Source organism: Serratia sp. CY74737 (genome assembly GCF_052166775.1).
Lineage (GTDB): Bacteria > Pseudomonadota > Gammaproteobacteria > Enterobacterales > Enterobacteriaceae > Serratia > Serratia ureilytica.
The window spans coordinates 30,509-51,456 of the sequence record NZ_JBJNOF010000001.1 but is presented as its reverse complement, the minus strand read 5'-3'; the positions used below and the strand labels follow the sequence as shown (position 1 = coordinate 51,456).

Annotated in this window: 18 protein-coding genes, 4 tRNA genes and 1 other RNA gene; 14 read left to right on the top strand and 9 right to left on the bottom strand. The window is 62.2% G+C overall.

The window, feature by feature from the left end:
• Positions 1 to 185 precede the first annotated feature (185 nt).
• Positions 186 to 971, top strand: a complete 786-nt coding sequence (locus ACJ8PE_RS00260) for a formate/nitrite transporter family protein (protein ID WP_047025272.1) — start codon at positions 186 to 188, stop codon at positions 969 to 971.
• 66 nt (positions 972 to 1,037) lie between these two features.
• Here ACJ8PE_RS00260 and gltX read toward each other — a convergent pair whose 3' ends face one another.
• Positions 1,038 to 2,453 carry a glutamate--tRNA ligase gene (gltX, locus tag ACJ8PE_RS00255; RefSeq protein WP_033643946.1) on the bottom strand — a complete coding sequence of 472 codons (1,416 nt, stop codon included), beginning with the start codon at positions 2,451 to 2,453 and terminating at the stop codon, positions 1,038 to 1,040.
• Positions 2,454 to 2,747: 294 nt separating this feature from the next.
• Between gltX and ACJ8PE_RS00250 the strand changes: the two genes are divergently transcribed.
• The 9 genes from ACJ8PE_RS00250 to ACJ8PE_RS00210 all read left to right on the top strand — a co-directional run bounded on the left by ACJ8PE_RS00250 (position 2,748) and on the right by ACJ8PE_RS00210 (position 7,660).
• A tRNA-Val gene (locus ACJ8PE_RS00250) sits at positions 2,748 to 2,823 on the top strand.
• Between the two features lie 28 nt (positions 2,824 to 2,851).
• Positions 2,852 to 2,927 (top strand) — tRNA-Val (locus ACJ8PE_RS00245).
• Positions 2,928 to 2,965: 38 nt separating this feature from the next.
• A tRNA-Val gene (locus ACJ8PE_RS00240) sits at positions 2,966 to 3,041 on the top strand.
• Between the two features lie 7 nt (positions 3,042 to 3,048).
• Positions 3,049 to 3,124 (top strand) — tRNA-Lys (locus tag ACJ8PE_RS00235).
• Positions 3,125 to 3,199: 75 nt separating this feature from the next.
• Positions 3,200 to 3,325, top strand: a non-coding RNA gene (locus ACJ8PE_RS00230) — RtT sRNA.
• 191 nt (positions 3,326 to 3,516) lie between these two features.
• Complete coding sequence (fepB, locus tag ACJ8PE_RS00225; RefSeq protein ID WP_046896262.1) at positions 3,517 to 4,524, top strand: Fe2+-enterobactin ABC transporter substrate-binding protein; 1,008 nt, start codon at positions 3,517 to 3,519, stop codon at positions 4,522 to 4,524.
• A gap of 215 nt (positions 4,525 to 4,739) precedes the next feature.
• Positions 4,740 to 5,795, top strand: coding sequence for a Fe(3+)-siderophore ABC transporter permease (fepD, locus tag ACJ8PE_RS00220; RefSeq protein WP_197761681.1), 1,056 nt, complete (start codon positions 4,740 to 4,742; stop codon positions 5,793 to 5,795).
• Positions 5,795 to 6,832 (top strand): iron-enterobactin ABC transporter permease, encoded by a 1,038-nt coding sequence (gene fepG / locus ACJ8PE_RS00215; protein WP_197761679.1) that lies wholly within the window; start codon positions 5,795 to 5,797, stop codon positions 6,830 to 6,832. Before fepD ends, fepG begins: the two co-directional genes overlap by 1 nt.
• A 21-nt stretch (positions 6,833 to 6,853) precedes the next feature.
• Positions 6,854 to 7,660 carry an ABC transporter ATP-binding protein gene (locus ACJ8PE_RS00210; protein WP_197761712.1) on the top strand — a complete coding sequence of 269 codons (807 nt, stop codon included), beginning with the start codon at positions 6,854 to 6,856 and terminating at the stop codon, positions 7,658 to 7,660.
• A 28-nt stretch (positions 7,661 to 7,688) separates the two neighbouring features.
• On the opposite strand, the gene ACJ8PE_RS00205 is transcribed toward ACJ8PE_RS00210, so the two are convergent.
• The 3 genes from ACJ8PE_RS00205 to budA all read right to left on the bottom strand — a co-directional run bounded on the left by ACJ8PE_RS00205 (position 7,689) and on the right by budA (position 11,916).
• Positions 7,689 to 9,275 carry an ABC transporter substrate-binding protein gene (locus tag ACJ8PE_RS00205; protein WP_197792568.1) on the bottom strand — a complete coding sequence of 529 codons (1,587 nt, stop codon included), beginning with the start codon at positions 9,273 to 9,275 and terminating at the stop codon, positions 7,689 to 7,691.
• 143 nt (positions 9,276 to 9,418) lie between these two features.
• Entirely contained in the window at positions 9,419 to 11,104 is a 1,686-nt protein-coding gene (alsS, locus tag ACJ8PE_RS00200) for an acetolactate synthase AlsS (RefSeq protein WP_197761676.1), read from the bottom strand.
• A gap of 32 nt (positions 11,105 to 11,136) precedes the next feature.
• Positions 11,137 to 11,916 carry an acetolactate decarboxylase gene (gene budA, locus ACJ8PE_RS00195; protein ID WP_033643951.1) on the bottom strand — a complete coding sequence of 260 codons (780 nt, stop codon included), beginning with the start codon at positions 11,914 to 11,916 and terminating at the stop codon, positions 11,137 to 11,139.
• A gap of 449 nt (positions 11,917 to 12,365) precedes the next feature.
• Between budA and ACJ8PE_RS00190 the strand changes: the two genes are divergently transcribed.
• The gene (locus ACJ8PE_RS00190; RefSeq protein WP_033652550.1) at positions 12,366 to 13,268 is read left to right on the top strand and encodes a LysR family transcriptional regulator; all 903 of its coding nucleotides are present in this window, start codon (positions 12,366 to 12,368) and stop codon (positions 13,266 to 13,268) included.
• Here ACJ8PE_RS00190 and eutC read toward each other — a convergent pair.
• A complete protein-coding gene (gene eutC / locus ACJ8PE_RS00185) occupies positions 13,247 to 14,038 on the bottom strand; it encodes an ethanolamine ammonia-lyase subunit EutC (RefSeq protein ID WP_197761675.1) in 792 nt (263 codons plus the stop codon). The genes ACJ8PE_RS00190 and eutC overlap by 22 nt on opposite strands.
• Positions 14,035 to 15,420 (bottom strand): ethanolamine ammonia-lyase subunit EutB, encoded by a 1,386-nt coding sequence (locus tag ACJ8PE_RS00180; RefSeq protein ID WP_197793770.1) that lies wholly within the window; start codon positions 15,418 to 15,420, stop codon positions 14,035 to 14,037. Before ACJ8PE_RS00180 ends, eutC begins: the two co-directional genes overlap by 4 nt.
• Positions 15,421 to 15,579: 159 nt before the next feature.
• On the opposite strand from ACJ8PE_RS00180, the gene ACJ8PE_RS00175 reads away from it, so the two are divergent.
• Entirely contained in the window at positions 15,580 to 16,128 is a 549-nt protein-coding gene (locus ACJ8PE_RS00175) for a nucleotidyltransferase family protein (RefSeq protein ID WP_197761673.1), read from the top strand.
• A gap of 52 nt (positions 16,129 to 16,180) precedes the next feature.
• Entirely contained in the window at positions 16,181 to 16,648 is a 468-nt protein-coding gene (locus ACJ8PE_RS00170) for a FlxA-like family protein (RefSeq protein WP_197761672.1), read from the top strand.
• Between the two features lies 1 nt (position 16,649).
• Here ACJ8PE_RS00170 and ACJ8PE_RS00165 read toward each other — a convergent pair whose 3' ends face one another.
• The gene (locus tag ACJ8PE_RS00165) at positions 16,650 to 17,570 is read right to left on the bottom strand and encodes a LysR family transcriptional regulator (protein ID WP_164057251.1); all 921 of its coding nucleotides are present in this window, start codon (positions 17,568 to 17,570) and stop codon (positions 16,650 to 16,652) included.
• A gap of 96 nt (positions 17,571 to 17,666) precedes the next feature.
• Here ACJ8PE_RS00165 and ACJ8PE_RS00160 point away from each other — a divergent pair, with 96 nt between their 5' ends.
• Positions 17,667 to 18,659: a bile acid:sodium symporter family protein gene (locus tag ACJ8PE_RS00160; RefSeq protein ID WP_047574159.1), complete on the top strand. Its 993-nt coding sequence runs from the start codon at positions 17,667 to 17,669 to the stop codon at positions 18,657 to 18,659.
• 26 nt (positions 18,660 to 18,685) lie between these two features.
• On the opposite strand, the gene ACJ8PE_RS00155 is transcribed toward ACJ8PE_RS00160, so the two are convergent.
• Together ACJ8PE_RS00155 and ligA are read right to left on the bottom strand one after the other, a co-directional pair.
• Positions 18,686 to 18,901, bottom strand: a complete 216-nt coding sequence (locus ACJ8PE_RS00155) for a DUF3820 family protein (RefSeq protein WP_004936441.1) — start codon at positions 18,899 to 18,901, stop codon at positions 18,686 to 18,688.
• A complete protein-coding gene (ligA, locus tag ACJ8PE_RS00150; protein WP_197793769.1) occupies positions 18,901 to 20,922 on the bottom strand; it encodes an NAD-dependent DNA ligase LigA in 2,022 nt (673 codons plus the stop codon). Before ligA ends, ACJ8PE_RS00155 begins: the two co-directional genes overlap by 1 nt.
• Positions 20,923 to 20,948 lie beyond the last annotated feature (26 nt).

The window sequence follows — 20,948 nt, the reverse complement described above, 5'->3', positions numbered from 1 at the left end:
CCAAAAAATCATCACTTTGCGCAGAGTTCATCCATTTTACGCGCTACTTCTCAAAATGGCAAAAGACCCTGCATATCACGTTGATTTTTAATTAACGGAATGTTAGCGAAATGCGCTTGAGTCAGGCTCCCGAGCGGCATAGACTGCCCGCGCCATAAACTTTATTACTATAAACCGAGTCCGTCATGTCTTTGCATTCACCAAAAGAAATCGCCGCCCTCGCCGTTCAGGCCGGGGTAAACAAAAGCCGCGCCCCTCTCGCTAATCTGCTGATTCTGGGCTTTCTCGCCGGCGCCTTTATCGCCACCGGCTTCCTGCTGGATATTCACGTCATCGGCACCCTGCCGGCCGAATGGGGCTCTTTCGGCGCGCTGTTGGGGGCCGCGGTCTTCCCTATCGGTTTGATCCTGACCCTTCTGGCCGGCGGCGAACTGCTGACCGGCAACATGATGACCTTGCCAATGGCCTGGTTCGCCCGTGAAATTCCCGCCATCGCCGTGCTGCGCAACTGGTTTTGGGTCACCCTGGCCAACTTCGCCGGCAGCGTGGCCGTCGCCTACTTCTTCGGCCACCTGCTGGGCCTGACCGAAGGCGCGTTTTTACATAAGACGCTGGCGATCGCGCAGGCCAAAGTGGATGCGGACTTCCTGCACGCCTTCATTTCCGGCGTCGGCTGCAACTGGCTGGTATGCCTGGCGGTGTGGTTAGCCTTCGCCAGCAAAGATGTGCCGGGCAAAGTGATCGGCATGTGGTTCCCGGTCATGGCTTTTGTCGCCATCGGCTTCCAGCACGTGGTGGCGAATATGTTCATCATCCCGGCGGCCATCTTTGCCGGCGGCATGGGCTGGGAGCAGTATCTGCCTAATTTCGTCGCGGTATTTCTCGGCAATGCGCTGGGCGGCGCCGGCTTTGTCGGGTTGATGTATTTCCTCGCCTACCGTCCGGGTTTGCCGGCTAGCGAACAAGCCTGACAAAGCGCAATAAAAAAGCCCCGGGATCGCTCCACGGGGCTTTTTCTTTAAGGCGTATCAGCCTAATCAGGCTTGGGCTTCACGCTCGGCGATGTAAGCCAGCGCCATATCGATACGCTGCAGCGAACGCTTCTGGCCGATCGCATGCACGGTCACGTCCATGCCCGGCGACTGGCCGGCGCCGGTCACCGCGACACGCAGCGGCATGCCGACTTTACCCATGCCGACGCCCAGCTCATCCGCCGTGCCCTGAATTGCGTCGTGCACGTTTTCCGGCGTCCAGACGGTGATGGCGGCCAGCTTGGCACGCACCGCTTCCAGCGGCTGACGCGCGACCGGACGCAGGTGCTTCTTGGCGGCGTCGGCGTCGAACTCGCTGAAGTCTTCGTAGAAGTAACGGCAAGACTCCGCCATCTCTTTCAGCGTCTTGCAGCGCTCGCCCAGCAGCTTGACGATGTCCTTCAGTTCCGGCCCGTTGCGGGTTTCAATGCCCAGTTGCTCAACGTGCCATGCCAGATGCACCGCCACTTCTTCCGCCGGCATATGGTTGATGTAGTGGTGGTTCAGCCACTGCAGCTTCTCGGTGTTGAACGCGCTGGCGGATTTGTTGATCGCTTCCAGCGTGAAGAACTCTTTCATCTCGTCGATGGAGAAGATCTCCTGATCGCCGTGGGACCAGCCCAGACGCACCAGGTAGTTCAGCAGCGCCTGCGGCAGATAGCCGTCGTCGCGGTACTGCATCACGCCCACGGCGCCGTGACGCTTGGACAGCTTTTTACCGTCGTCGCCGAGGATCATCGACACGTGCGCGTATTCCGGCACCGGCGCGCCCAGCGCTTTCAGAATGTTGATCTGGCGCGGGGTGTTGTTGATGTGGTCTTCGCCACGGATCACGTGGGTGATTTCCATGTCCCAGTCATCGACGACGACGCAGAAGTTATAGGTTGGCGAACCGTCGGTGCGGCGGATGATCAGATCGTCCAGCTCCTGGTTGCTGAATTCGATCGGGCCGCGAATTTTATCGTCGAAGATCACCGACCCTTCCTGCGGGTTGCGGAAGCGCACCACGTGCGGCTCGTCGTCGGTGTGGCTGCACTGGCTGTCGCGGCAGTGGCCGTCGTAACGCGGCTTCTCGCCGTTTTCCATCTGCTTCTCGCGCAGCGCTTCCAGGCGTTCCTTGGAGCAATAGCATTTATAGGCCGTGCCCTGCTCCAGCATTTCGTCGATGACCGCGTTGTAGCGATCGAAACGCTTGGTCTGGAAGTACGGGCCTTCATCCCAATCCAGGTTCAACCAGTTCATGCCATCCATAATTGCGTCGATCGCGTCCTGGGTAGAACGTTCCAGATCGGTATCTTCGATACGCAGAACGAACTCACCGCCCGCATGGCGGCTGAACAGCCAGGAGTAAAGTGCGGTACGCGCGCCGCCGACGTGAAGATAGCCGGTCGGGCTCGGTGCAAAACGGGTTTTGATTTTCATTGGGTTCACTGCCTTATTACGCAACGCGTGTCGGCGATGGCCGACGATTGCTCGGAATTGAAAAAAGAGTGGACGACATTGTATCACCACGCGCTAATTCCTCAACGCCGACACGATATTGCGCCGGTCGATTTCGCGCGTTTTGCGGCGAGTTTCGCATAGCGTTGCGCAAAGAATCGGCGCCGTTGGCGATAATTATCGCGCCCTGCCTAAATTTGCGGCGAACGATTGAAATCATTTTAAAAACCGTTGACTCACTTTGAACTATCCCTATAATGCGACTCCAACAAGACGGGGCGATTAGCTCAGTTGGTAGAGCATCTCCTTTACACGGAGGGGGTCGGCGGTTCGAGCCCGTCATCGCCCACCATCTTGTTGAGAAAAATGAGAACGAATGAGGGTGATTAGCTCAGTTGGTAGAGCATCTCCTTTACACGGAGGGGGTCGGCGGTTCGAGCCCGTCATCACCCACCATCATTCTCTCGTTTAGCAGTGCCTGGAAGTCCTGAAGTGGGTGATTAGCTCAGTTGGTAGAGCATCTCCTTTACACGGAGGGGGTCGGCGGTTCGAGCCCGTCATCACCCACCACTTCTGCGGGTCGTTAGCTCAGTTGGTAGAGCAGTTGACTTTTAATCAATTGGTCGCAGGTTCGAATCCTGCACGACCCACCAATTCAGAGAAAAGCGCCTTTTGGCGCTTTTTTCGTTTCTGCGCCATCTGAATCTGCTTTTATCTTCTTACTGACATGGCCCACTGAGTCGTGCGGGTGAGATCCTGCGTTCAGGTTCGAGCATCGCGCAGCGATACGACAACGCGCAGCGTTGCCCGCAGGGTGAGGGCCACAGGCCGAATCAATCCTGCACGACCCACCAATTCAGAAAAAAGCGCCTTTTGGCGCTTTTTTCGTTTCTGCCGTTCGCCTCCCTTTCTTCATTCGCCACGCACTGAGATACGAATGGTTATCATTTTTACGGCTTGAATGGTAAATTAGCGGGCATAACACTCCCCAGCAATCCGCACGCGGATTGATACGCCTTTGTGCAAGGAAAGAAAGAGCCCGCTCATGACCCTATCCTTACGTCAGCTGTTCATTTCAGTTATTGCCGCCGCGGCCTTGCTGCTCAGCGGCTGCGGCCCGGACGACAAGAGCGACGGGCAGAAACCGTCCGCCCCCGCTGCCGACAGCAGTTGGCCGCGCACCATCGATAGCGCCAAAGGGAAGTTCACGCTGGAAAAACCGCCGCAGCGCATCGTATCCACCAGCGTCACCATCACCGGCACGTTACTGGCTATCGACGCCCCGGTGGTCGCCAGCGCCGCCACCAGTCCAAATCCCCTGGTGGCCGATCAACAAGGCTTCTTTACCCAGTGGAGCGAAGTGGCCAAACAGCGCCACGTCGAACGGCTGTATCAGGTGGAACCCAATGCCGAAGCCGTCGCCGCCGCCGCCCCGGATTTGATCGTCGTCGCCGCGACCGGCGGTGATTCGGCGCTGAAACTGTACGATCAGCTGTCCGCCATTGCGCCGACGCTGGTGCTCGATTACGGCGACAAAAGCTGGCAACAGCTGGCCAGCGAGCTCGGTGAGATCACCGGTCACGAAGCCGGTGCCAAACAGGCGGAAGATCGTTTCGAGCAGCGCGTGGAACAAGTGAAGCAGGCGATTACCCTGCCGCCGCAGCCGACCACGCCGCTGGTGTATGCCGACAACGGCCGCGAAGCCATGCTGTGGACGCCGGGCTCCGCCCAAGGCAAGCTGCTGACCCAGCTCGGCTTCCAGCTGGCTACCCCGCCGGAAAGCGCCAAAGGCAACGCCAGCATGGGTAAACGCCATGACATCATCCAGATCTCCGGCGAAAAAATGGCCGAAGGCCTGAACGGCAAAACCCTGATCCTGTTCGCCACCAATGAGCGTAAAGTGCAAGAGGTGCTGGCCAACCCGTTCCTCAAACATCTCGAACCGGTGGAACAGCGGCACGTCTACGCCGTCGGCAACGATACCTTCCGCCTCGATTACTACAGCGCCACCAACATGCTGAACCAAATCGAACGGTTGTTCAAAAAGCCCTGAATCACGCCGTCGGCAAGCCAGTCCCCTGCCGACGCTTTTCGCAAACGGGGCAACCATTCACATTCAATCAATTGAAATATCAATAGTTATTAACATCGTCCACGCGCCTTCGCCACCAACCGGCGGGTGCATGCGGGCGTAAACTCGTGTTACTATTGGCGCCCTTCACGAACGCAAATAACAATGAGAATAAAAATCATAAAGGAGTTACCGGTGTGAACGTACCCACTCCGACTGAGCGGACGCTTTCGTCCGCACCGCACGCAGCTTACGCCAGTGGCTTCAAACGCATCGCCGGGTTCGGTATCGGCTTGGCGTTGTTGTTGCTGTGCATCATTGCCAGCCTGATGCTGGGTTCCAAAGCCATCCCCTTCCATACCGTCTGGCTCAGCCTGCAGGGTGCCGCGAGTGGCTCCGACAGCACCATCATTCTCAATGCCCGGGTGCCCCGTACGCTGGCGGGCATCTTGGCCGGCATGGCGCTCGGCGCCGCCGGCGCGCTGATTCAGGCGTTGACGCGCAATCCGCTGGCCGATCCCGGCGTGCTCGGCATCAACGCCGGCGCCAGCTTCGCCGTGGTGATCGGCATCATGTTTTTCGGCGCGGCCACCACCGAAAGCTATATGGCCTACGCCTTCGTCGGCGCGGCCGTCACCACCCTGCTGGTCTACGTGATAGGCACGCTGGCGGGCGGGCGCATCAACCCGGTGCGGCTGACGCTGGCCGGCGTGGCGATCGGCGCAGTGCTGGTCGGCATCACCACCGGGCTGTCGCTGATCGATCCGCAAACCTTCGACCAACTGCGCTTCTGGCAGGCCGGCACGCTGGATATCCGCACGCTGGCCACCCTGCCGGTGACCGCCCCCGCCATTTTGCTCGGCTGCCTGCTGACGCTGCTCATCGCCCGGCCGCTGAATACCATCGGCATGGGGGAAGATCTGGCTATCGCGCTCGGCGCGCGCGTAGTGCTGACTCAGGCGATCGCAGTGCTCGCCATTACGCTGCTGTGCGGCGCGGCGACCGCCACCGTCGGCCCGATCAGTTTCATCGGCCTGATGGTGCCGCATATCGCCCGCTGGTGGGTCGGCCCCGACCAACGCTGGATCCTGCCCTACTCCATGCTGCTGGCGCCGATTTTACTGCTGTGCGCCGACGTGGTCGGCCGCTTGCTGGCGGCCGGTGAGCTGCGCGTTTCCATCGTGGCGGCCTTCATCGGCGCGCCGGTGCTGATCTGGCTGGTGCGCCGCAAGAAAACGCTCGGGGGTCTTTGATGAGTCTTCCGCACACGCTGCATATCGGCCGCCCGGACGGCGTCATCAACGGGCGCCTGCCGCTGCGCCTGCTGCTGGTCAACCTTTCACTGTTGGCGCTGTGTCTGGCGATGGCCGTCGCCGCCCTGTGCTACGGCACGCTGCAACTTTCGCTGGAGCAGGTTTTTGCCGCGCTGACCGGCGAGGCGCCGAAAAACCTGGTCACCGTGGTCACCCAATGGCGCTTGCCGCGCATCGCCATGGCGCTGCTGTTAGGTGCCGCGCTCGGCATGAGCGGCGCCATCTTCCAGTCGATTATCCGCAACCCGCTCGGCAGCCCGGACGTGATTGGCTTTAACATGGGGGCTTACACCGGCGCGCTGATCGCCATCACCCTGTTCAACGGCGGCTATTACTACATCGCCGGCGGCGCGCTGGCCGGCGGTATTCTCGCCGCACTGGCCATCTACCTGCTGGCCTGGCGGCAAGGCATCGCCGGCTTCCGGCTGATCATCGTCGGCATCGCCATCAGCGCGGTGCTGGTCTCCACCAATACCTGGCTAATCATCACTGCCTCGCTCGAGCGCGCCATGGACGCCGCCATGTGGCAGGCCGGTTCGCTCAACGGCATGACCTGGCAGAAAGCCCAGCCCGCCACGGCGTTCATCCTGCTGGCGGCCGCGGCCGCGCTGTTGATGGGCAAACGGCTGCTGCTGCTGGAAATGGGCGACGACACGGCGCGCGCGCTGGGCGTCAATGCCGAAAGCAGCCGACTGTGGCTGATGCTGTTCGGCGTCACCCTCACCGCCGCCGTCACCGCCACCGCCGGGCCGATTTCCTTTATCGCGCTGGCGGCGCCGCAAATCGCCCGCCGCCTGGCCGGACAATCCTCGGTCACCCTGACGTCCTCAGCGCTGATGGGCGCGGCGCTGCTGCTCGGCGCCGACGTGGTGTCCCAACATCTTTTCGCGCCGATCCAACTGCCGGTCGGGATCGTGACCGTCTGCATCGGCGGCCTGTACCTGATTTGGCTGCTCATCCGTGAGGCCCGCAGATAGATAATGAAGAGTGATAATGCCATGAGCCACCGCCTGCACGCCTCGCACCTGAAGCTGGGCTACGACAATAAAATCATCGCTGACGATCTGAGCGTGGCGATCCCCGACGGCGCCTTTACGGTGATCGTCGGGCCGAACGCCTGCGGCAAATCGACGCTGTTGCGCGCCCTGTGCCGCCTGCTGAAACCCAGCGCCGGCGAGGTGATGCTGGACGGCAAGAACATCAGCAGTTTCGCCACCAAGGCGCTGGCGCGCGAGCTTGGCCTGCTGCCGCAAACCTCGATCGCACCGGACAGCATCACCGTGGCGGACCTGGTGTCGCGCGGCCGCTATCCGCACCAGAGCCTGCTGAAACAGTGGACACAGGCCGACAAACAAGCGGTGGAAGCCGCCATGGAGGCCACCAACGTCAGCCAACTGGCGGATCGCAGCGTCGACGAGCTGTCCGGCGGGCAGCGTCAACGCGTCTGGGTAGCGATGGCATTGGCGCAGCAAACGCCGCTGCTGCTGCTGGATGAACCGACGACGTATCTGGACATCGCGCACCAGATCGAGCTGCTGGATCTGTTCCGCCAGCTCAACCGCGAGCGCGGTCAAACCCTGATCGCGGTGCTGCACGATCTCAACCACGCCTGCCGCTATGCCGATCACATCATCGCCATGCGCGACGGCAAGATCGTGGCGGAAGGGAAACCGGCGGAGATCATTACCGCCGAACTGGTGGAGCGGGTGTTCGGCATGCCGTGCATGATCATCGACGATCCGCTGTCCCACACGCCGCTGGTGATCCCGCGCGGCCGCTACCACTGCGACGCACCACAGGCATGAAAAAGGCCGGGTTATCCCGGCCTTGTCGTTACTTCTCCAGCGACACCTGGTTGAAGATGTGTTTGCCGAACGGGTCTATCTCGTAGCCTTTCACTTCCTTGCGCACAGGTTCGAAGATGGTCGAGTGCGCAATCATCAACGCCGGCATCTGATCGTGCATCATCACCTGCGCCTGCTGATACATCGCCACCCGTTTGGCGTGATCGTTCTCCTCTCGCGCCTGCAGGATCAGCTGGTCGAACGGTTTATAGCACCATTTCGCCGAGTTCGAACCGCCAAGCGAAGCGCAGGTGAACAGCGGGCCGAAGAAGTTGTCCGGATCGCCGTTGGCGGTGGTCCAGCCCATCAGCGCGGTCTGGTGTTCGCCGTTTTTAATCCGCTGTAAATACTCGCCCCACTCGAAGGTGACGATTTTGGCGCGCACGCCGATTTTAGCCCAATCGGCCTGGATCATCTCCGCCATGCGCTTGGCGTTGGGGTTATAGGGCCGCTGCACCGGCATCGCCCACAGATCGATGTCGAAGCCCTGCCCCAGCCCGGCCTCCTGCAACAGCTGCTTCGCCCGCTCCGGTGAATACGGGTAGTCTTCAAGCTGCGCGTTGCTGCCCCATTGGGCCGGCGGCAGCAGGTTCTTGGCCGGCTGACCGGCGCCGTGGAACACCGCGTCGATGATCGCCGGCTTGTTGACCGCCAGCGCCAACGCCTGGCGCACCTTTACGTTATCCAACGGTTTCTTCTGGGTGTTGAACGCCAGGAAGCCGATATTCAAGCCGGATTTTTCCATTACCTGAAGATTGCCGTCCTGCCGCATGCGCGCCAGATCCGCCGGGTTGGGGAACGGCATCACCTGGCATTCGTTCTTTTGCAGCTTGGCGTAACGCACCGCCGCATCCGGCGTGATCGAGAACACCAGCCGATCAAGCTTCGGCTTGCCTTCCCAGTAGCGGTCGAACGCCTTGTAGAGGATTTTCGCGTCCTTCTGGTACTGCACCAGTTGGAACGGCCCGGTGCCGATCGGATCGTTGTCCACCCGCTGCGGCGTGCCGGCCTTCAGCATCGCGTCGGCATATTCCGCCGATAAAATGGTGGCGAAATACATGCCCAGATCGGCGACAAACGGCGCCTCGGCGCGGGAGAGCTCAAAGCGCACGGTGTGCTCATCCACCTTGACGATCCGGTCAATCAGCGTGCCGAACTCCATCGACTCGAAGTTGGTGTAGGCGCCATTGGAGACCTTGTGATATGGGTTGTTGGCGTCCTTCTGGCGCATAAACGAGAAGATGACGTCATCGGCGTTGAAATCGCGGGTGGGCGTGAAATATTTATTGCTCTGGAATGCCACGCCCTTGCGCAGATGGAAGGTATAGCGCTTGCCGTCTTCGCTCACCTCCCAGCTTTCCGCCAGGCTGGGTTGCAGCTCGACGGTGCCGGGTTTGAAATCCACCAGCCGGTTGTAGATCGCCGCCGAACTGGCGTCTACCGTGGTGCCGGAGGTGAACAGCTGTGGGTTGAAGCCTTCCGGCGAGCCTTCGGAACAGTAGACCAGCGTATTGGCCCGCGCGCCGCCGGCAATCGCCAACGCCAGCAGCCCGATCGTTATTGCTTTTCTTTTCATTGCGCTATCCCCAGTGGTGAAAAAACAGCCGAACGGATAGCAATAAATCATGCAGTTAGCGATGTAAAGGACAAATTCCGCGCATAAAAACGGGCAGGCGCGCAAGCGGCCTGCCCCGGTGAAACGGCGCGAGGATGATGAAATTAAATCATCTGGCTGAAGTTCATCTGCGCCATCAGCTTATAGTTATCGGCGTAGTCGACCGGAATGGCCACCACCACCGGCCCCTGGATCGCCATCGCCTTGCGCAGCATCGGCCGCAGATCGTCCACCGACTGCACGGCGAAACCGACCGCGCCGCAGGATTCCGCGTAGGCCTTGAAGTCGATCGGCCCGAACTCCACGCCGGATTTGCGCTGGTATTTGTTCACTTCCTGCATTTCCACCATGTTGTAAGCGTTATCGACCCAGATCACGTGCACGATGTTGTTTTTCAGCCGCACCGCGGTCTCCAGCTCCATGCTCGACTGCATGAAGCCGCCGTCGCCGGAGATTGACACCACCTTGTCGCCGGGGCGCACCAGCGCCGCGCCAATGGCCCACGGCAGCGCTACCCCCATGGTTTGCTGGCCGTTGGAGATCAACAGCTGGCGAGCGCGGAAACTGTAAAGATAGCGGGCTATCCAGATGTGGAAACTACCCATGTCCACGCACAGCGTCACGTCGTCGCTGACGATGTCCTGCAGCTCCTTGACGATGCGCAACGGATGGATCGGCATGCCGCCGCGGCGCGCGGCGCGTTCCGCCAATTCGGCGCGCTGGCGGCCGAGATCGGTCAGGATCAGTTCCACCTCCGCCGGGACGCAGACCGCCTCATTGAACGCTTCGGTCATCATGTTCAGCGTGGCGCTGATGTTGCCCACCAGCTCGACGTCCGGCCGATAGCAGGTATCGATGTCCGCCGGCAGCACGTCGATATGCACCAGCTTCAGCCGCCCGTGGCTGTTCCACATGCACGGATCGTATTCGATCGGATCGTAACCGACGCTGACCACCAGATCGGCCTTTTGCAGCAGCTGATCGGCCGGCTGGTTGTTGAACAGGCCGACGCGGCCGGCGAAACGGGCAAAGTGATTGACGTCAATCACCCCCGCCGCCTGATAGGTGCCGACCACCGGCATATGGGTGCGGTACAGCAGATGGCGCACCGCCTCGCTGTTCTCCGGCCGGCTGGCCTGCAAGCCCAGCAACAGCACCGGGCATTTGGCCTGGCGGATAAGTTTCACCGCCGCCTGAATGTCGTCCGCCGCTGCGGCCCCCATGCGCGGCAAGCGGCAGCCCGCCAGCACCGGCGCCGTGACCGGCTCATTGACGATATCCATCGGCAGGCTGACGAACGACGCCCCCGGCCGGCCGAACTCGGCGCGGCGGAAGGCGTTGGCGATCACCTCGGAAATCGCCGAACCGGCATGCACTTCGGCGCAGTATTTGGTCACCGGCCGGAACATGCTGACGGTATCCATGCTCTGGTGCGTCTGCTTCAGGCTGTCGGCGCGCTTCACCGCGCCGCCGAAGGCCACCACCGCATCCCCTTCCGAGGTGGCGGTTGCCAGCCCGGTGATCAGGTTGGAGCTGCCCGGCCCGGAGGTGACCAGCGCCACCCCCGCCTTGCCGGTCAGGCGGCCGACCGCGGCCGCCATAAAGGCCGCGTTGGCCTCATGGCGCACCACCACCGTTTCGATCGACGGCGCATCTTCCAGCGAATCGAACACCCGGTCGATCTTGGCGCCCGGAATGCCGAAAACGTGTTTGACGCCCTGCGCTTCCAGGTTTTTCACCACCAAGTCGGCGCCGCATTGCCAGTCATTGCCTGTTTTTTCCTGTGCCATGGTTCCACCTCTTAAGAAAACGATCGCCGGGATTAGCCCTCGGCGGAACGAATCGCGCGATCCAAATCCTCTGGACAGAGGTTGGCGCGCAAGAAATCCGCATCATGCGGTAACTGAAGATTGAGACGGGTGATGACGCCGAACTGCAGGCGGCCATGATCGAGCTGGTAATCCAACACGTGGCCGCCGCCGCTGCGGTCGTCGGTAACGAAGTGTTCGTGATAGCCGGCCACGCCGATGCCCTGCATGTAATCGGGCGAGCGGAAGCCGACCAGCGTGCCGCGCCGCTGATGGAACGAGAAGGTCGGCTGCTCTTCTATCGCTTCCAGCATTGGGCGGTAAGGCCGTTCCTGACGCGGCACGGTGCGGGTTTCGACATGGCTGAACTCACCGTCGACCCGCACCGCGCAGAACAGGTTCGGCGAGGCGACCTGTTCATCGATGCATTGGTGCAGTTGCGCCTTGGTGATCGGCCGATCGAATTGCTGGCTGACGCTGGGCTGGAAAAAGGTGACGACGGCGAAAGGGGTTTTCTGTTGCAAACCGGCCGGGCGGGCGCTGCCGTCGGCGCGCAGCTGGTGTATTTCCTGATCGAACGCGATCAGTTCGCCATCCAGATGATTGAAGGTGCCGAGGCCGAAATCGCCGTGTTTCAGCAATTCGGCGATGGTGGTCTCCCCTTCATAAACCCCGTCGATGAGCGCGCTCATCAGCGAGATTTGATAGATTTCGCCCTCCCCGGCGTTGATCGACTGCCTGGCGAAACCCTGCGCCAAATGGCGCGCACAGGAACACCCGTGTTTTTCGTTCATGCTGACTCCTCCACCAGCGCGGAACTGCGGTTCCACGCGTTCAAAAGACCCGCCGACGGCGGGCCAAGATGTCCCTCAGGCGCGTTCATCAGTTGGAACGATTCAGCCTGAGGCGACAAAAAAACCGGCACGGCTGGCCGGCCGATATCCAGAAACAACAGGAAGATAAGTGAAAGTAAAGACTCACTAATCATTAAGGTTGAGTCGGATATCAAATTGAACGGTTAATCTGGTGTTGGAGCGACAATCAACGCCACAGGCGGCTCACACAGCCTGGGAAAAACATCTGCTATTTGGTGCTAAACGCCGTGAGGTTTATGCGTTTTCTCTCTATACGGCCGGGATGCGGCGACGCTGAAGCCCGTCGTCAACCCGCAATCAGAGTAGCCGCAGCATCGCCAACAGAGAAGCGGGTATTCATAAGAAACGCTTTTGCATATAATGCAAAAATGAATGACGCCCGCTATGTAGAACATCTGCCAATCTTTCTCGACGTGGCCCGCCTGGGCAGCTTTTCCGCCGCCGCGCGCCAGCTGGGTATGGTGCCTTCTTCGCTGGTGCGCCATATCGATGCGCTGGAAAGCGCGCTCGGCGCGACGCTGTTCGTGCGTTCCACCCGCGGCCTGTTGCTGACCGACGCCGGCGAGCTGCTGCTGGCACGCGCCGCCGCGCTGATGACGGACATTACCGGCATTCGCGCCGAGCTGAACGCGCTGAACGAAACGCCGCAGGGCACGCTGCGCATCAGCTGCCTGCCGACCTTCGGCAAAACCTATGTGCTGCCGCTGCTGCCGACGCTGGCGGAACGTTACCCTCAGCTGTGGGTCGATCTCGATCTGACCGAACGCCAGACCGATCCGACCCAGGAACGGCTGGACGCCGCCATCCGCATCGGCGAGCAGAAGGACAGCGCGCTGTACGCCAGCCGCATCGCCACCCAACGCTGGGTGATGTGCGCCAGCCCCGGCTACGTCGCCCGCTATGGCCTGCCGAGCGATCTGGAGGCGCTGCCGCAGCACCGGCTGATCGCCCGCTACCACAAACAACAGCCGGCCTGCTGGGCGCAGATCCTCGACGCGGCGTTGATGAACCGCTGCACCATGGCGCTGCGTTGCGATGACTTCACCGCGCAGCGTCAGGCGGCGCTGCTCGGCCTCGGCATCGCCTTTCTGCCCAACTGGGTGGTGGGGCCGGACGTGCAGCATGGGCGGCTGGTGCAGATGCTGGAAGATCCGCGCCATGAACAGCAAGGCATCTATCTGCTGCGGCCGGTGGCGAAAGTGTCCGCCCGCCTGGCGGCCTTCACCGCCCTGCTGCAGCAAACCATCGGTCAACCGCCCAACTGGGCGTAAAGCGGGGTGACGCGGCCGCGCAGCGCCGGGTTGTCGCTCTCGTCTTTCAGTTCGACGCCGGTCAGCCTTCGCCGACACGCCTGTTCCAGCAGCCAGGCCAATTTGAACGCCGCCTGCGGATAATCCAGCCCCTCCGGCCGCACATTGGAGATGCAGTTGCGCTCTGAGTCCCTTCTGCGCGCGTTCGGCTCCCAGGTCAGATAAACCCCCAGGCTGTCCGGCGACGACAGCCCCGGCCGTTCGCCGATCAGCACCGCCACCGCCCGGGCCTGCAGGCACTCGCCGATCTCATCCCCCAGCGCCACTCGCGCCTGATGCGCCAACACCACCGGCGCGATCGCCAGCCCCAACGTATCGAGATAGGGCCGCAGCGCCTGCAACAGCGGCAATGCCTGGCGGTGCACCGCCTTGGAAGAGAGGCCATCCGCCACCACCAGCAGCAGATCGGTCCGGCGCGGCGGCACGCCGAGCAGCAGGCTGCGGCTGTCCGGCGCCAATCGCCGCCCCAGATCCGGACGGCGCAGATAGGCGGCGCGGTCAACGGCCTGGCTGTGCACCGCCAGCGTGGGCCAACCGGCATCGTGCAGATCCGCCGCCAGCCGTTCGCTCTCGAATGGCTGATGCACCGCGTCGCGCGCCTGGGCATGGGCCAGGCCGAAGCGCAGCAGCTCGTCGGTCGGCAGACTGGCGCCGGTGCGCCCCAGCGCGATGCGCGCATCGGTAAAGGCGCACAGCGCGTCCCAACTGTTGACGTGAACCGGTTTGCTCATGTCCGTTCTCCCTGCAGCGCCAGCAACAGCGGGTGATTGACGGCGGCGTCGCGCAGCCGTCCGCGTTCATCGGTGATGTTCATCGCCGCCAGCCAGGCGGCGAACTCCGGCGCGTGCTTCAGCCCCAGCAGTTCACGGATATAGAGCGCGTCGTGGAACGAGGTGCTTTGGTAATTGAGCATGATGTCATCCGCGCCCGGCACGCCGATCAGGAACGTCAGCCCGGCGGCGGCCAACAGCGTCAGCAGCGTGTCCATATCATCCTGATCGGCCTCGGCATGGTTGGTGTAACAGACATCGCAGCCCAGCGGCAGGCCGAGCAGCTTGCCGCAGAAGTGATCCTCCAGCCCGGCGCGGATAATTTGTTTGCCGTCATACAGGTATTCAGGGCCGATAAACCCCACCACGGTGTTGATCAGCAGCGGTGAGAAATGCCGCGCCACCGCATAGGCGCGCGCCTCGCAGGTCTGCTGATCGACGCCGTGATGCGCGTTAGCCGACAGGCAACTGCCCTGCCCGGTTTCGAAGTACATTACGTTATCGCCCAACGTGCCGCGCTTGAGGCTCAGCGCCGCCTGCTGCGCCTCCGCCAGCAGCGCCAGACTGATGCCGAAACCGCGATTGGCCGCTTCGGTACCGGCGATCGACTGAAACACCAGATCCACCGGCGCGCCGCGCTCCATCAGCCGCAGCGTGTTGGTCACGTGGGTCAGCACGCAGGATTGGGTGGGAATGGCGAAGCGCTGGATCACGTCGTCCAGCATGTAGTTGAGCTTTTCCAGCAGCGGCAGGCTGTCGCTGGCCGGATTGATGCCGACCACCGCATCGCCGCTGCCGTACAACAGGCCGTCCAGCATGCTGGCGGCGATGCCCTGCAGGCTGTCGGTCGGGTGATTGGGCTGCAGCCGCACGCTGAGGTGGCCCGGCAGGCCGATCGTATTGCGAAAGCGCGTCACCACCCGGCACTTCTTCGCCACCAGGATCAGATCCTGATTGCGCATGAGCTTGCTCACCGCCGCCGCCATCTCCGGCGTGATGCCGGCGGCCACCTGCGCCAGCATGGCGCTGTCCGCCTGCTCGCTCAGCAACCAGTCGCGAAAATCACCGACCGTGAGGTGCGAGATGGGCTCAAAGGCGGCGGCATCGTGGCCATCGATAATCAGGCGCGTCACCTCGTCCTGTTCGTACGGCACCAGCGCCTGCTGCAGGAACGCCTTGAGCGGCAAGTCCGCCAGCGCAATGCGCGCCGCCATACGCTCTTCGGCGCTTTGCGCCGCCACCTCCGCCAGATAATCGCCGGAACGCGCCGGCGAAGCCTTCGCCATCAGCTGACGCAGATCGCCAAAGCGATAGCCGCGTTGGCCCAGCGTTGCCTGATACATAGCCCCCTCCCTTGCCCCGAGTGACGAGATAAAAGCCCTGCACCAAGTGTAGTCAGTGGGAAAAGAAAATTATTTTGCACGCGATCGCCGCCGTCGCGCTTTCCCCCATTTCACCCGCCGCCGCTTCGGGTTACAGTAGCCGCGAAAACAGGAGGGGTGATGGATCCGCAACGGCAAATTATAGACTGGCTGCAACAAGATAGCGCGCGCATGGCCGCCCTGCGCACCGTGCGCCGGCTCGGCCTGAATGACTGGTGCCTCGGCGCCGGCTTTGTGCGCAACCTGGTGTGGGATCGGCGCCACGGCTATGTGGAGCCCACGCCGCTCAACGATATCGACGTGATCCACTTCGATGCGGAGCGGGCGGACGCCGAACGCGATCGCATGCTGGAGGCGCGGCTGCAGCAGTGGCTGCCGCAGCCGTGGTCGGTCAAGAACCAGGCACGCATGCACCTGCGCAGCGGCCGCGCGCCCTACCGCAACAGCGAAGAGGCCATCAGCTTCTGGACCGAAGTGGAAACGGCGATCGGCGCGCGCCTGAACGCCGACGACAGCATCACGCTGGTCGCCCCTTTCGGGCTCGCGGCGCTGTTCAACGACACCATTACCTTCAACGTGAAAAATGGCGATCGCACGGCCTATGCCCAGCGCGTGGTCGACAAAGGCTGGCTGCTGCGCTGGCCGCGTCTGCGGCAGGTAAAGATTTAGCCGCCGCTGCCGATACCCTGAACAGCGAGATCCAGACTCAGGGAGAGCAACCATGTCGACCACCATCACCATGATCGTACCGATCAAGAATACCGTCCCCGGCGTCAGCAACGTCTTCAGCGCGCCGGGCCATCAGGGCGAATTGCTGATGGCCAAACCGGTCAACAACCAGCCGCAAGGCGGCAAGATGGAGAAAAACGAACGCGCCAACGGCAATGACGAACCGGTTAACCTCAATGAAAGCCGCGCTTCGGCTCGCATCAAGGCGCTGAACCGGCAGATTCAGGCGCTGCAGCAAAAGCTGGTGGAGCTGAAGGACTCCAGCGCCGATCCCAAAGAGATCGAGAAGCAGAAACAGCTGATCGAAGCGCAGATCAAGATGTTGCAGGCCGAGATCGCGCGCATCCAGAAAGAAGAAATGGAAAAGCAGCAGCAGGAACAAATGGAAAAAGCCGCGGCGAAATCCGGCGACGGCGTAAACCGCCCAACGCCGCTTAACGCGGTGGACGTCTATATCTGAGTCAATATGCCGCGTTTTCCCGCCGGCGCTGTTGCAGCAGCGCCGCCTGCTGACGCGCCACCTGCCAGATGGCCTCCGCCGCCGGCGTCAGTGAGCGGTTCTTGCGCCGCACCAGCATCAGCGCGCGGTTAATTTCCGGCACCAGCCGCCGCACCCGGAGCCGCCCCCCTTCCGGCAACGGCAGCGCCAACGCCGGGAAAATGCTGATGCCAATCCCCTCCGCCACCATCGGGAACAGCGTGGCCGGATGGCCGATTTCCTGCACCACCTGCGCCTCCACGCCCTGCTGTCTCAGCGCACTGTCGATCAGCGGTCGGCTGCCCGACGCATAATCCTGCAACACCAGGCGGCAACCGTTCAACGCCGACCAATGCACCGCCTGCTGCGCAGCGAACGGATGATCGTCGCGGCACAGCAACAGGAAAGGTTCGTGCAGCACCGCTTCGCACTCCAGATCCACTGCCTGTACCGGATCGACCACGATGCCGAAATCCACCTCGGCGTTGCGCACGCTGTGCAGCACCTGCTGCTGCGCCTGATCGCGCAGCATGATGCGGATCTCCGGGTATTCACGCTCGCCGGCGGCGATGCACTGCGGCATCAGATGGGCGGAAATGGTTTGGCTCGTCGCCACCCGCACCGTGCCGCTGCGCTGTACGCCAAAGCTGCGCGCATCCAGCAAAGCGGCCTGCAGTTCGTCCAGCAGCCGCTCGACCCGGTTGGCCAACCGCAGACCGGCGTCGGTCAACACCACTTCACGCGTGGTGCGATCCAGCAGCCGCACGCCGACCTCCGCTTCCAGCTCTTTCACGCTGTGACTGACCGCCGATTGCGTCAGGCCGATCGCCTCACCGGCGCGGCTGAAGCTGCCGTGGCGGGCGATGGCGACGAATACCCGCAGCTGTTTGAGTGAGTAATTCATGTGTTTTATTCATATATGAATTAAATAAATCAATTTAATTATTATATGCTCACGCGGGAGAATAGCCCCATCGATTTTCTACCCGAGCGCATCGCCATGAGATTCCTGCCCGATCGTTTTACCCTGACGCTGATCGCTACCGTGCTGCTGGCGTCGTTCCTGCCGGCGCGCGGCGAGTTCGTCGGCTGGCTCAACGCCCTGACCATCGCCGCCATCGCCCTGCTGTTCTTCATGCACGGCGCCAAGCTGTCGCGCGAGGCCATCCTGGCCGGCAGCAACAACTGGCGGCTGCATCTGTGGGTGATGTGCAGCACCTTCATCATTTTTCCGGCGCTGGGCGTGCTGTTTGCCTGGTGGGCGCCGATCGACGTCAGCCCCGAGCTGTACGCCGGTTTCATCTACCTGTGCATCCTGCCGGCCACCGTGCAATCGGCCATCGCCTTCACCTCGCTGGCGGGCGGCAACGTCGCGGCGGCGGTATGCAGCGCTTCCGCCTCCAGCCTGCTCGGGATCTTCGTGTCGCCGCTGCTGGTCGGCTTGTTGATGAATGTGCACGGCGATACCGGCGGCCTGCGGCAGGTCGGTTCGATCGTGCTGCAGCTGCTGGTGCCGTTCGTCGCCGGTCACCTGCTGCGGCCGCTGATCGGCGGCTGGATCGAACGCCATCGGCCGCTTATCGGTAAAACCGATCAGACTTCAATTCTGCTGGTGGTGTACGCCGCCTTCAGCGAGGCGGTGACGCACGGCATCTGGCACCAGGTAGGGATGGGCTCACTGGCGTTTATCGTCGGTGGCAGCATCGTGCTGCTGGCGATCGTGCTGGTGGTGAACACTTACATGGCGCGCTGGCTGGGGTTCAGCAAAGCGGACGAGATCACCATCGTATTCTGCGGTTCGAAGAAGAGCCTTGCGAACGGCATTCCGATGGCCAATATCCTGTTCCCGGCGGCGACGGTGGGGATCATGGTGCTGCCGCTGATGGTGTTCCATCAGGTGCAGCTGATGACCTGTGCGGTATTGGCGAAAAGGTATCAGCGCAAGCAGCAGGCGCAACAGGCGGTGCCCAACGCGCAGGCGTCGCGCGGGTAAAAAAAGACGGGCCAAGGCCCGTCAGTTCAGCTTTTCTTCAGCGGCTTGACCAGGTGGTCAAGCCCTTCGATTTTAATCGCCAGCGTCATCTCCATCAGCATGCCGAGCTTGCCTTTGGGGAATTCACCCTTGCGGGCGAACCACAGCAGGTACTCTTCGGGCAGATCGATCAGCACCCGCCCCTGGTACTTGCCGAACGGCATCACGGTATTGGCGATCTCCAGCAGGTTTTCTTTTTCCATCACTCACCCAGCAAGCGGATCATCTCCGCTTCGTCGATCACGGCGATACCCAGCTCCTGAGCCTTCGCCAGTTTGGAGCCGGCCGCCTCGCCGGCGATCACCAGATCGGTTTTCTTCGACACGCTGCCGCTGACCTTGGCGCCCAGCGCCGTCAGGCGATCTTTGGCCTCGTCGCGCGACAGCTGGCTCAGCGAGCCGGTCAGCACCACGGTTTTGCCGGCGAACGGGCTGTCTATCTCTTCCGCCGCCACCACCACCGGCGCCGGCCAGTGGATGCCGATCTCGGCGCCCACCAACTCGTTGATCACCTGCTGATTGAGCGCTTCATCGAGGAAGTTGCGCGTGTGTTTGGCCACCACTTCGCCGACGTCCGGCACCTCTTTCAGCGCCTCGATGTCGGCGGCGAACAGCTTCTCGAGCGATCCGAAATGCGCCGCCAGGTTGGCGGCGGTCGCTTCGCCGACCTCGCGAATGCCGAGCGCATACAGGAAGCGAGCGAAGGTGGTCTGCTTGGATTTCTCCAGCGCGTTAACCAGATTCTGCGCCGATTTCGGCCCCATGCGATCCAGGCCGGTCAGAATGCCGGCGGACAGCCGGAACAGATCGGCCGGGTTCTTCACGTACTCCTTGTCCACCAGCTGCTCGATGATCTTGTCGCCCATGCCTTCAACGTCCAGCGCGCGGCGGGAAACGAAATGCTTCAACGCCTCTTTGCGCTGCGCGCCGCAGATAAGACCGCCGGTGCAACGCGCCACGGCCTCGCCTTCCACGCGCTCAACGTCGGAACCGCACACCGGGCAGTGCAGCGGGAACACCACTTCGCGCGCATCCTGCGGCCGACGGTCTTCCAGCACGCCCACCACCTGCGGGATCACGTCGCCGGCGCGGCGCACGATCACCGTATCGCCGATGCGCAGCCCCAGGCGCTCAATTTCATCGGCGTTGTGCAAGGTGGCGTTGCTGACGGTCACCCCGGCCACCAGCACCGGTTCAAGGCGCGCCACCGGCGTAATCGCGCCGGTGCGGCCAACCTGAAACTCCACTTCGCGCACCACGGTGATCTGCTCCTGCGCCGGGAATTTGAACGCCGTCGCCCAGCGCGGCGCACGCGCCACGAAGCCCAGCGTTTCCTGCAGATCGATGTCGTCAATCTTGATCACCACGCCGTCGATGTCGAAACCGAGCTGTGCGCGGTCCTGCTCGACCTGGCGATAAAACGCCAGCACTTCCTCGCTGCCGGTGCGGCGCTGGGCACGATCGCTGACCGGCAGGCCCCAGGCCTTGAACTGCATCAGGCGCTCAAAGTGGCTGCGCGGCAGCTCACCGCCCTCCAGCAGGCCGACGCCATAGCAGAAGAAGGCCAGCGGGCGTTTGGCGGTAATGCGCGGATCGAGCTGGCGCAGCGAACCGGCGGCGGCGTTGCGCGGATTGGCGAACACCTTGCCGTCTTTGCGCCGCGCCTCTTCGTTCATCTGTTCAAAACCGGCCTGCGGCATGAACACTTCGCCGCGCACTTCCAGCCGGCGCGGGATGTTGTCGCCGGTCAGGCGCAGCGGGATAGCGCGAATGGTGCGCACGTTGGAGGTGATGTTCTCGCCGGTGGTGCCGTCGCCGCGCGTCGCCGCACGCACCAGCTCGCCGTCTTCGTACAGCAGGCTGACCGCCAGGCCGTCCAGCTTCAGCTCGCAGCAGAAGGTCAGCGGATCGCTGCTCTTGAGCCTGTCCTGCACGCGTTTGTAAAACGCCAGGAAGCTCTCTTCGTCGAACACGTTGTCCAGCGACAACATCGGCACTTCGTGACGCACCTGGTCAAACGCCGCCAGCGGCGCCGCGCCCACGCGCTGGGTCGGCGAATCGGCGGTGATCAGCTCCGGATGCGCGCTCTCGAGCTCGCGCAGCTCGCGCATCAGGCGGTCATATTCCGCATCAGGCACTTCGGGCGCATCCAGCACATGATACTGGTATTCATGATGGCGCAATGTGGCTCGTAGTTGATTGATTTGTTGGATTATCGATTCCATGGCTCACCATCAAAGATAAAAAACCC

Bases quoted from the DNA above. Each gene is read 5' to 3' on its own strand.
- gltX (WP_033643946.1), bottom strand. From the start codon at position 2,453: ATGAAAATCAAAACCCGTTTTGCACCGAGCCCGACCGGCTATCTTCAC.
- ACJ8PE_RS00205 (WP_197792568.1), bottom strand. From the start codon at position 9,275: ATGAAAAGAAAAGCAATAACGATCGGGCTGCTGGCGTTGGCGATTGCC.
- ACJ8PE_RS00180 (WP_197793770.1), bottom strand. From the start codon at position 15,420: ATGTATCAGGCAACGCTGGGCCAACGCGGCTATCGCTTTGGCGATCTG.
- ACJ8PE_RS00160 (WP_047574159.1), top strand. From the start codon at position 17,667: ATGAGATTCCTGCCCGATCGTTTTACCCTGACGCTGATCGCTACCGTG.
- ACJ8PE_RS00170 (WP_197761672.1), top strand. From the start codon at position 16,181: ATGTCGACCACCATCACCATGATCGTACCGATCAAGAATACCGTCCCC.
- eutC (WP_197761675.1), bottom strand. From the start codon at position 14,038: ATGAGCAAACCGGTTCACGTCAACAGTTGGGACGCGCTGTGCGCCTTT.
- fepB (WP_046896262.1), top strand. From the start codon at position 3,517: ATGACCCTATCCTTACGTCAGCTGTTCATTTCAGTTATTGCCGCCGCG.
- ligA (WP_197793769.1), bottom strand. From the start codon at position 20,922: ATGGAATCGATAATCCAACAAATCAATCAACTACGAGCCACATTGCGC.
- ACJ8PE_RS00155 (WP_004936441.1), bottom strand. From the start codon at position 18,901: ATGGAAAAAGAAAACCTGCTGGAGATCGCCAATACCGTGATGCCGTTC.
- budA (WP_033643951.1), bottom strand. From the start codon at position 11,916: ATGAACGAAAAACACGGGTGTTCCTGTGCGCGCCATTTGGCGCAGGGT.
- alsS (WP_197761676.1), bottom strand. From the start codon at position 11,104: ATGGCACAGGAAAAAACAGGCAATGACTGGCAATGCGGCGCCGACTTG.
- ACJ8PE_RS00260 (WP_047025272.1), top strand. From the start codon at position 186: ATGTCTTTGCATTCACCAAAAGAAATCGCCGCCCTCGCCGTTCAGGCC.
- ACJ8PE_RS00190 (WP_033652550.1), top strand. From the start codon at position 12,366: ATGAATGACGCCCGCTATGTAGAACATCTGCCAATCTTTCTCGACGTG.
- ACJ8PE_RS00210 (WP_197761712.1), top strand. From the start codon at position 6,854: ATGAGCCACCGCCTGCACGCCTCGCACCTGAAGCTGGGCTACGACAAT.
- ACJ8PE_RS00175 (WP_197761673.1), top strand. From the start codon at position 15,580: ATGGATCCGCAACGGCAAATTATAGACTGGCTGCAACAAGATAGCGCG.
- fepG (WP_197761679.1), top strand. From the start codon at position 5,795: ATGAGTCTTCCGCACACGCTGCATATCGGCCGCCCGGACGGCGTCATC.
- ACJ8PE_RS00165 (WP_164057251.1), bottom strand. From the start codon at position 17,570: ATGAATTACTCACTCAAACAGCTGCGGGTATTCGTCGCCATCGCCCGC.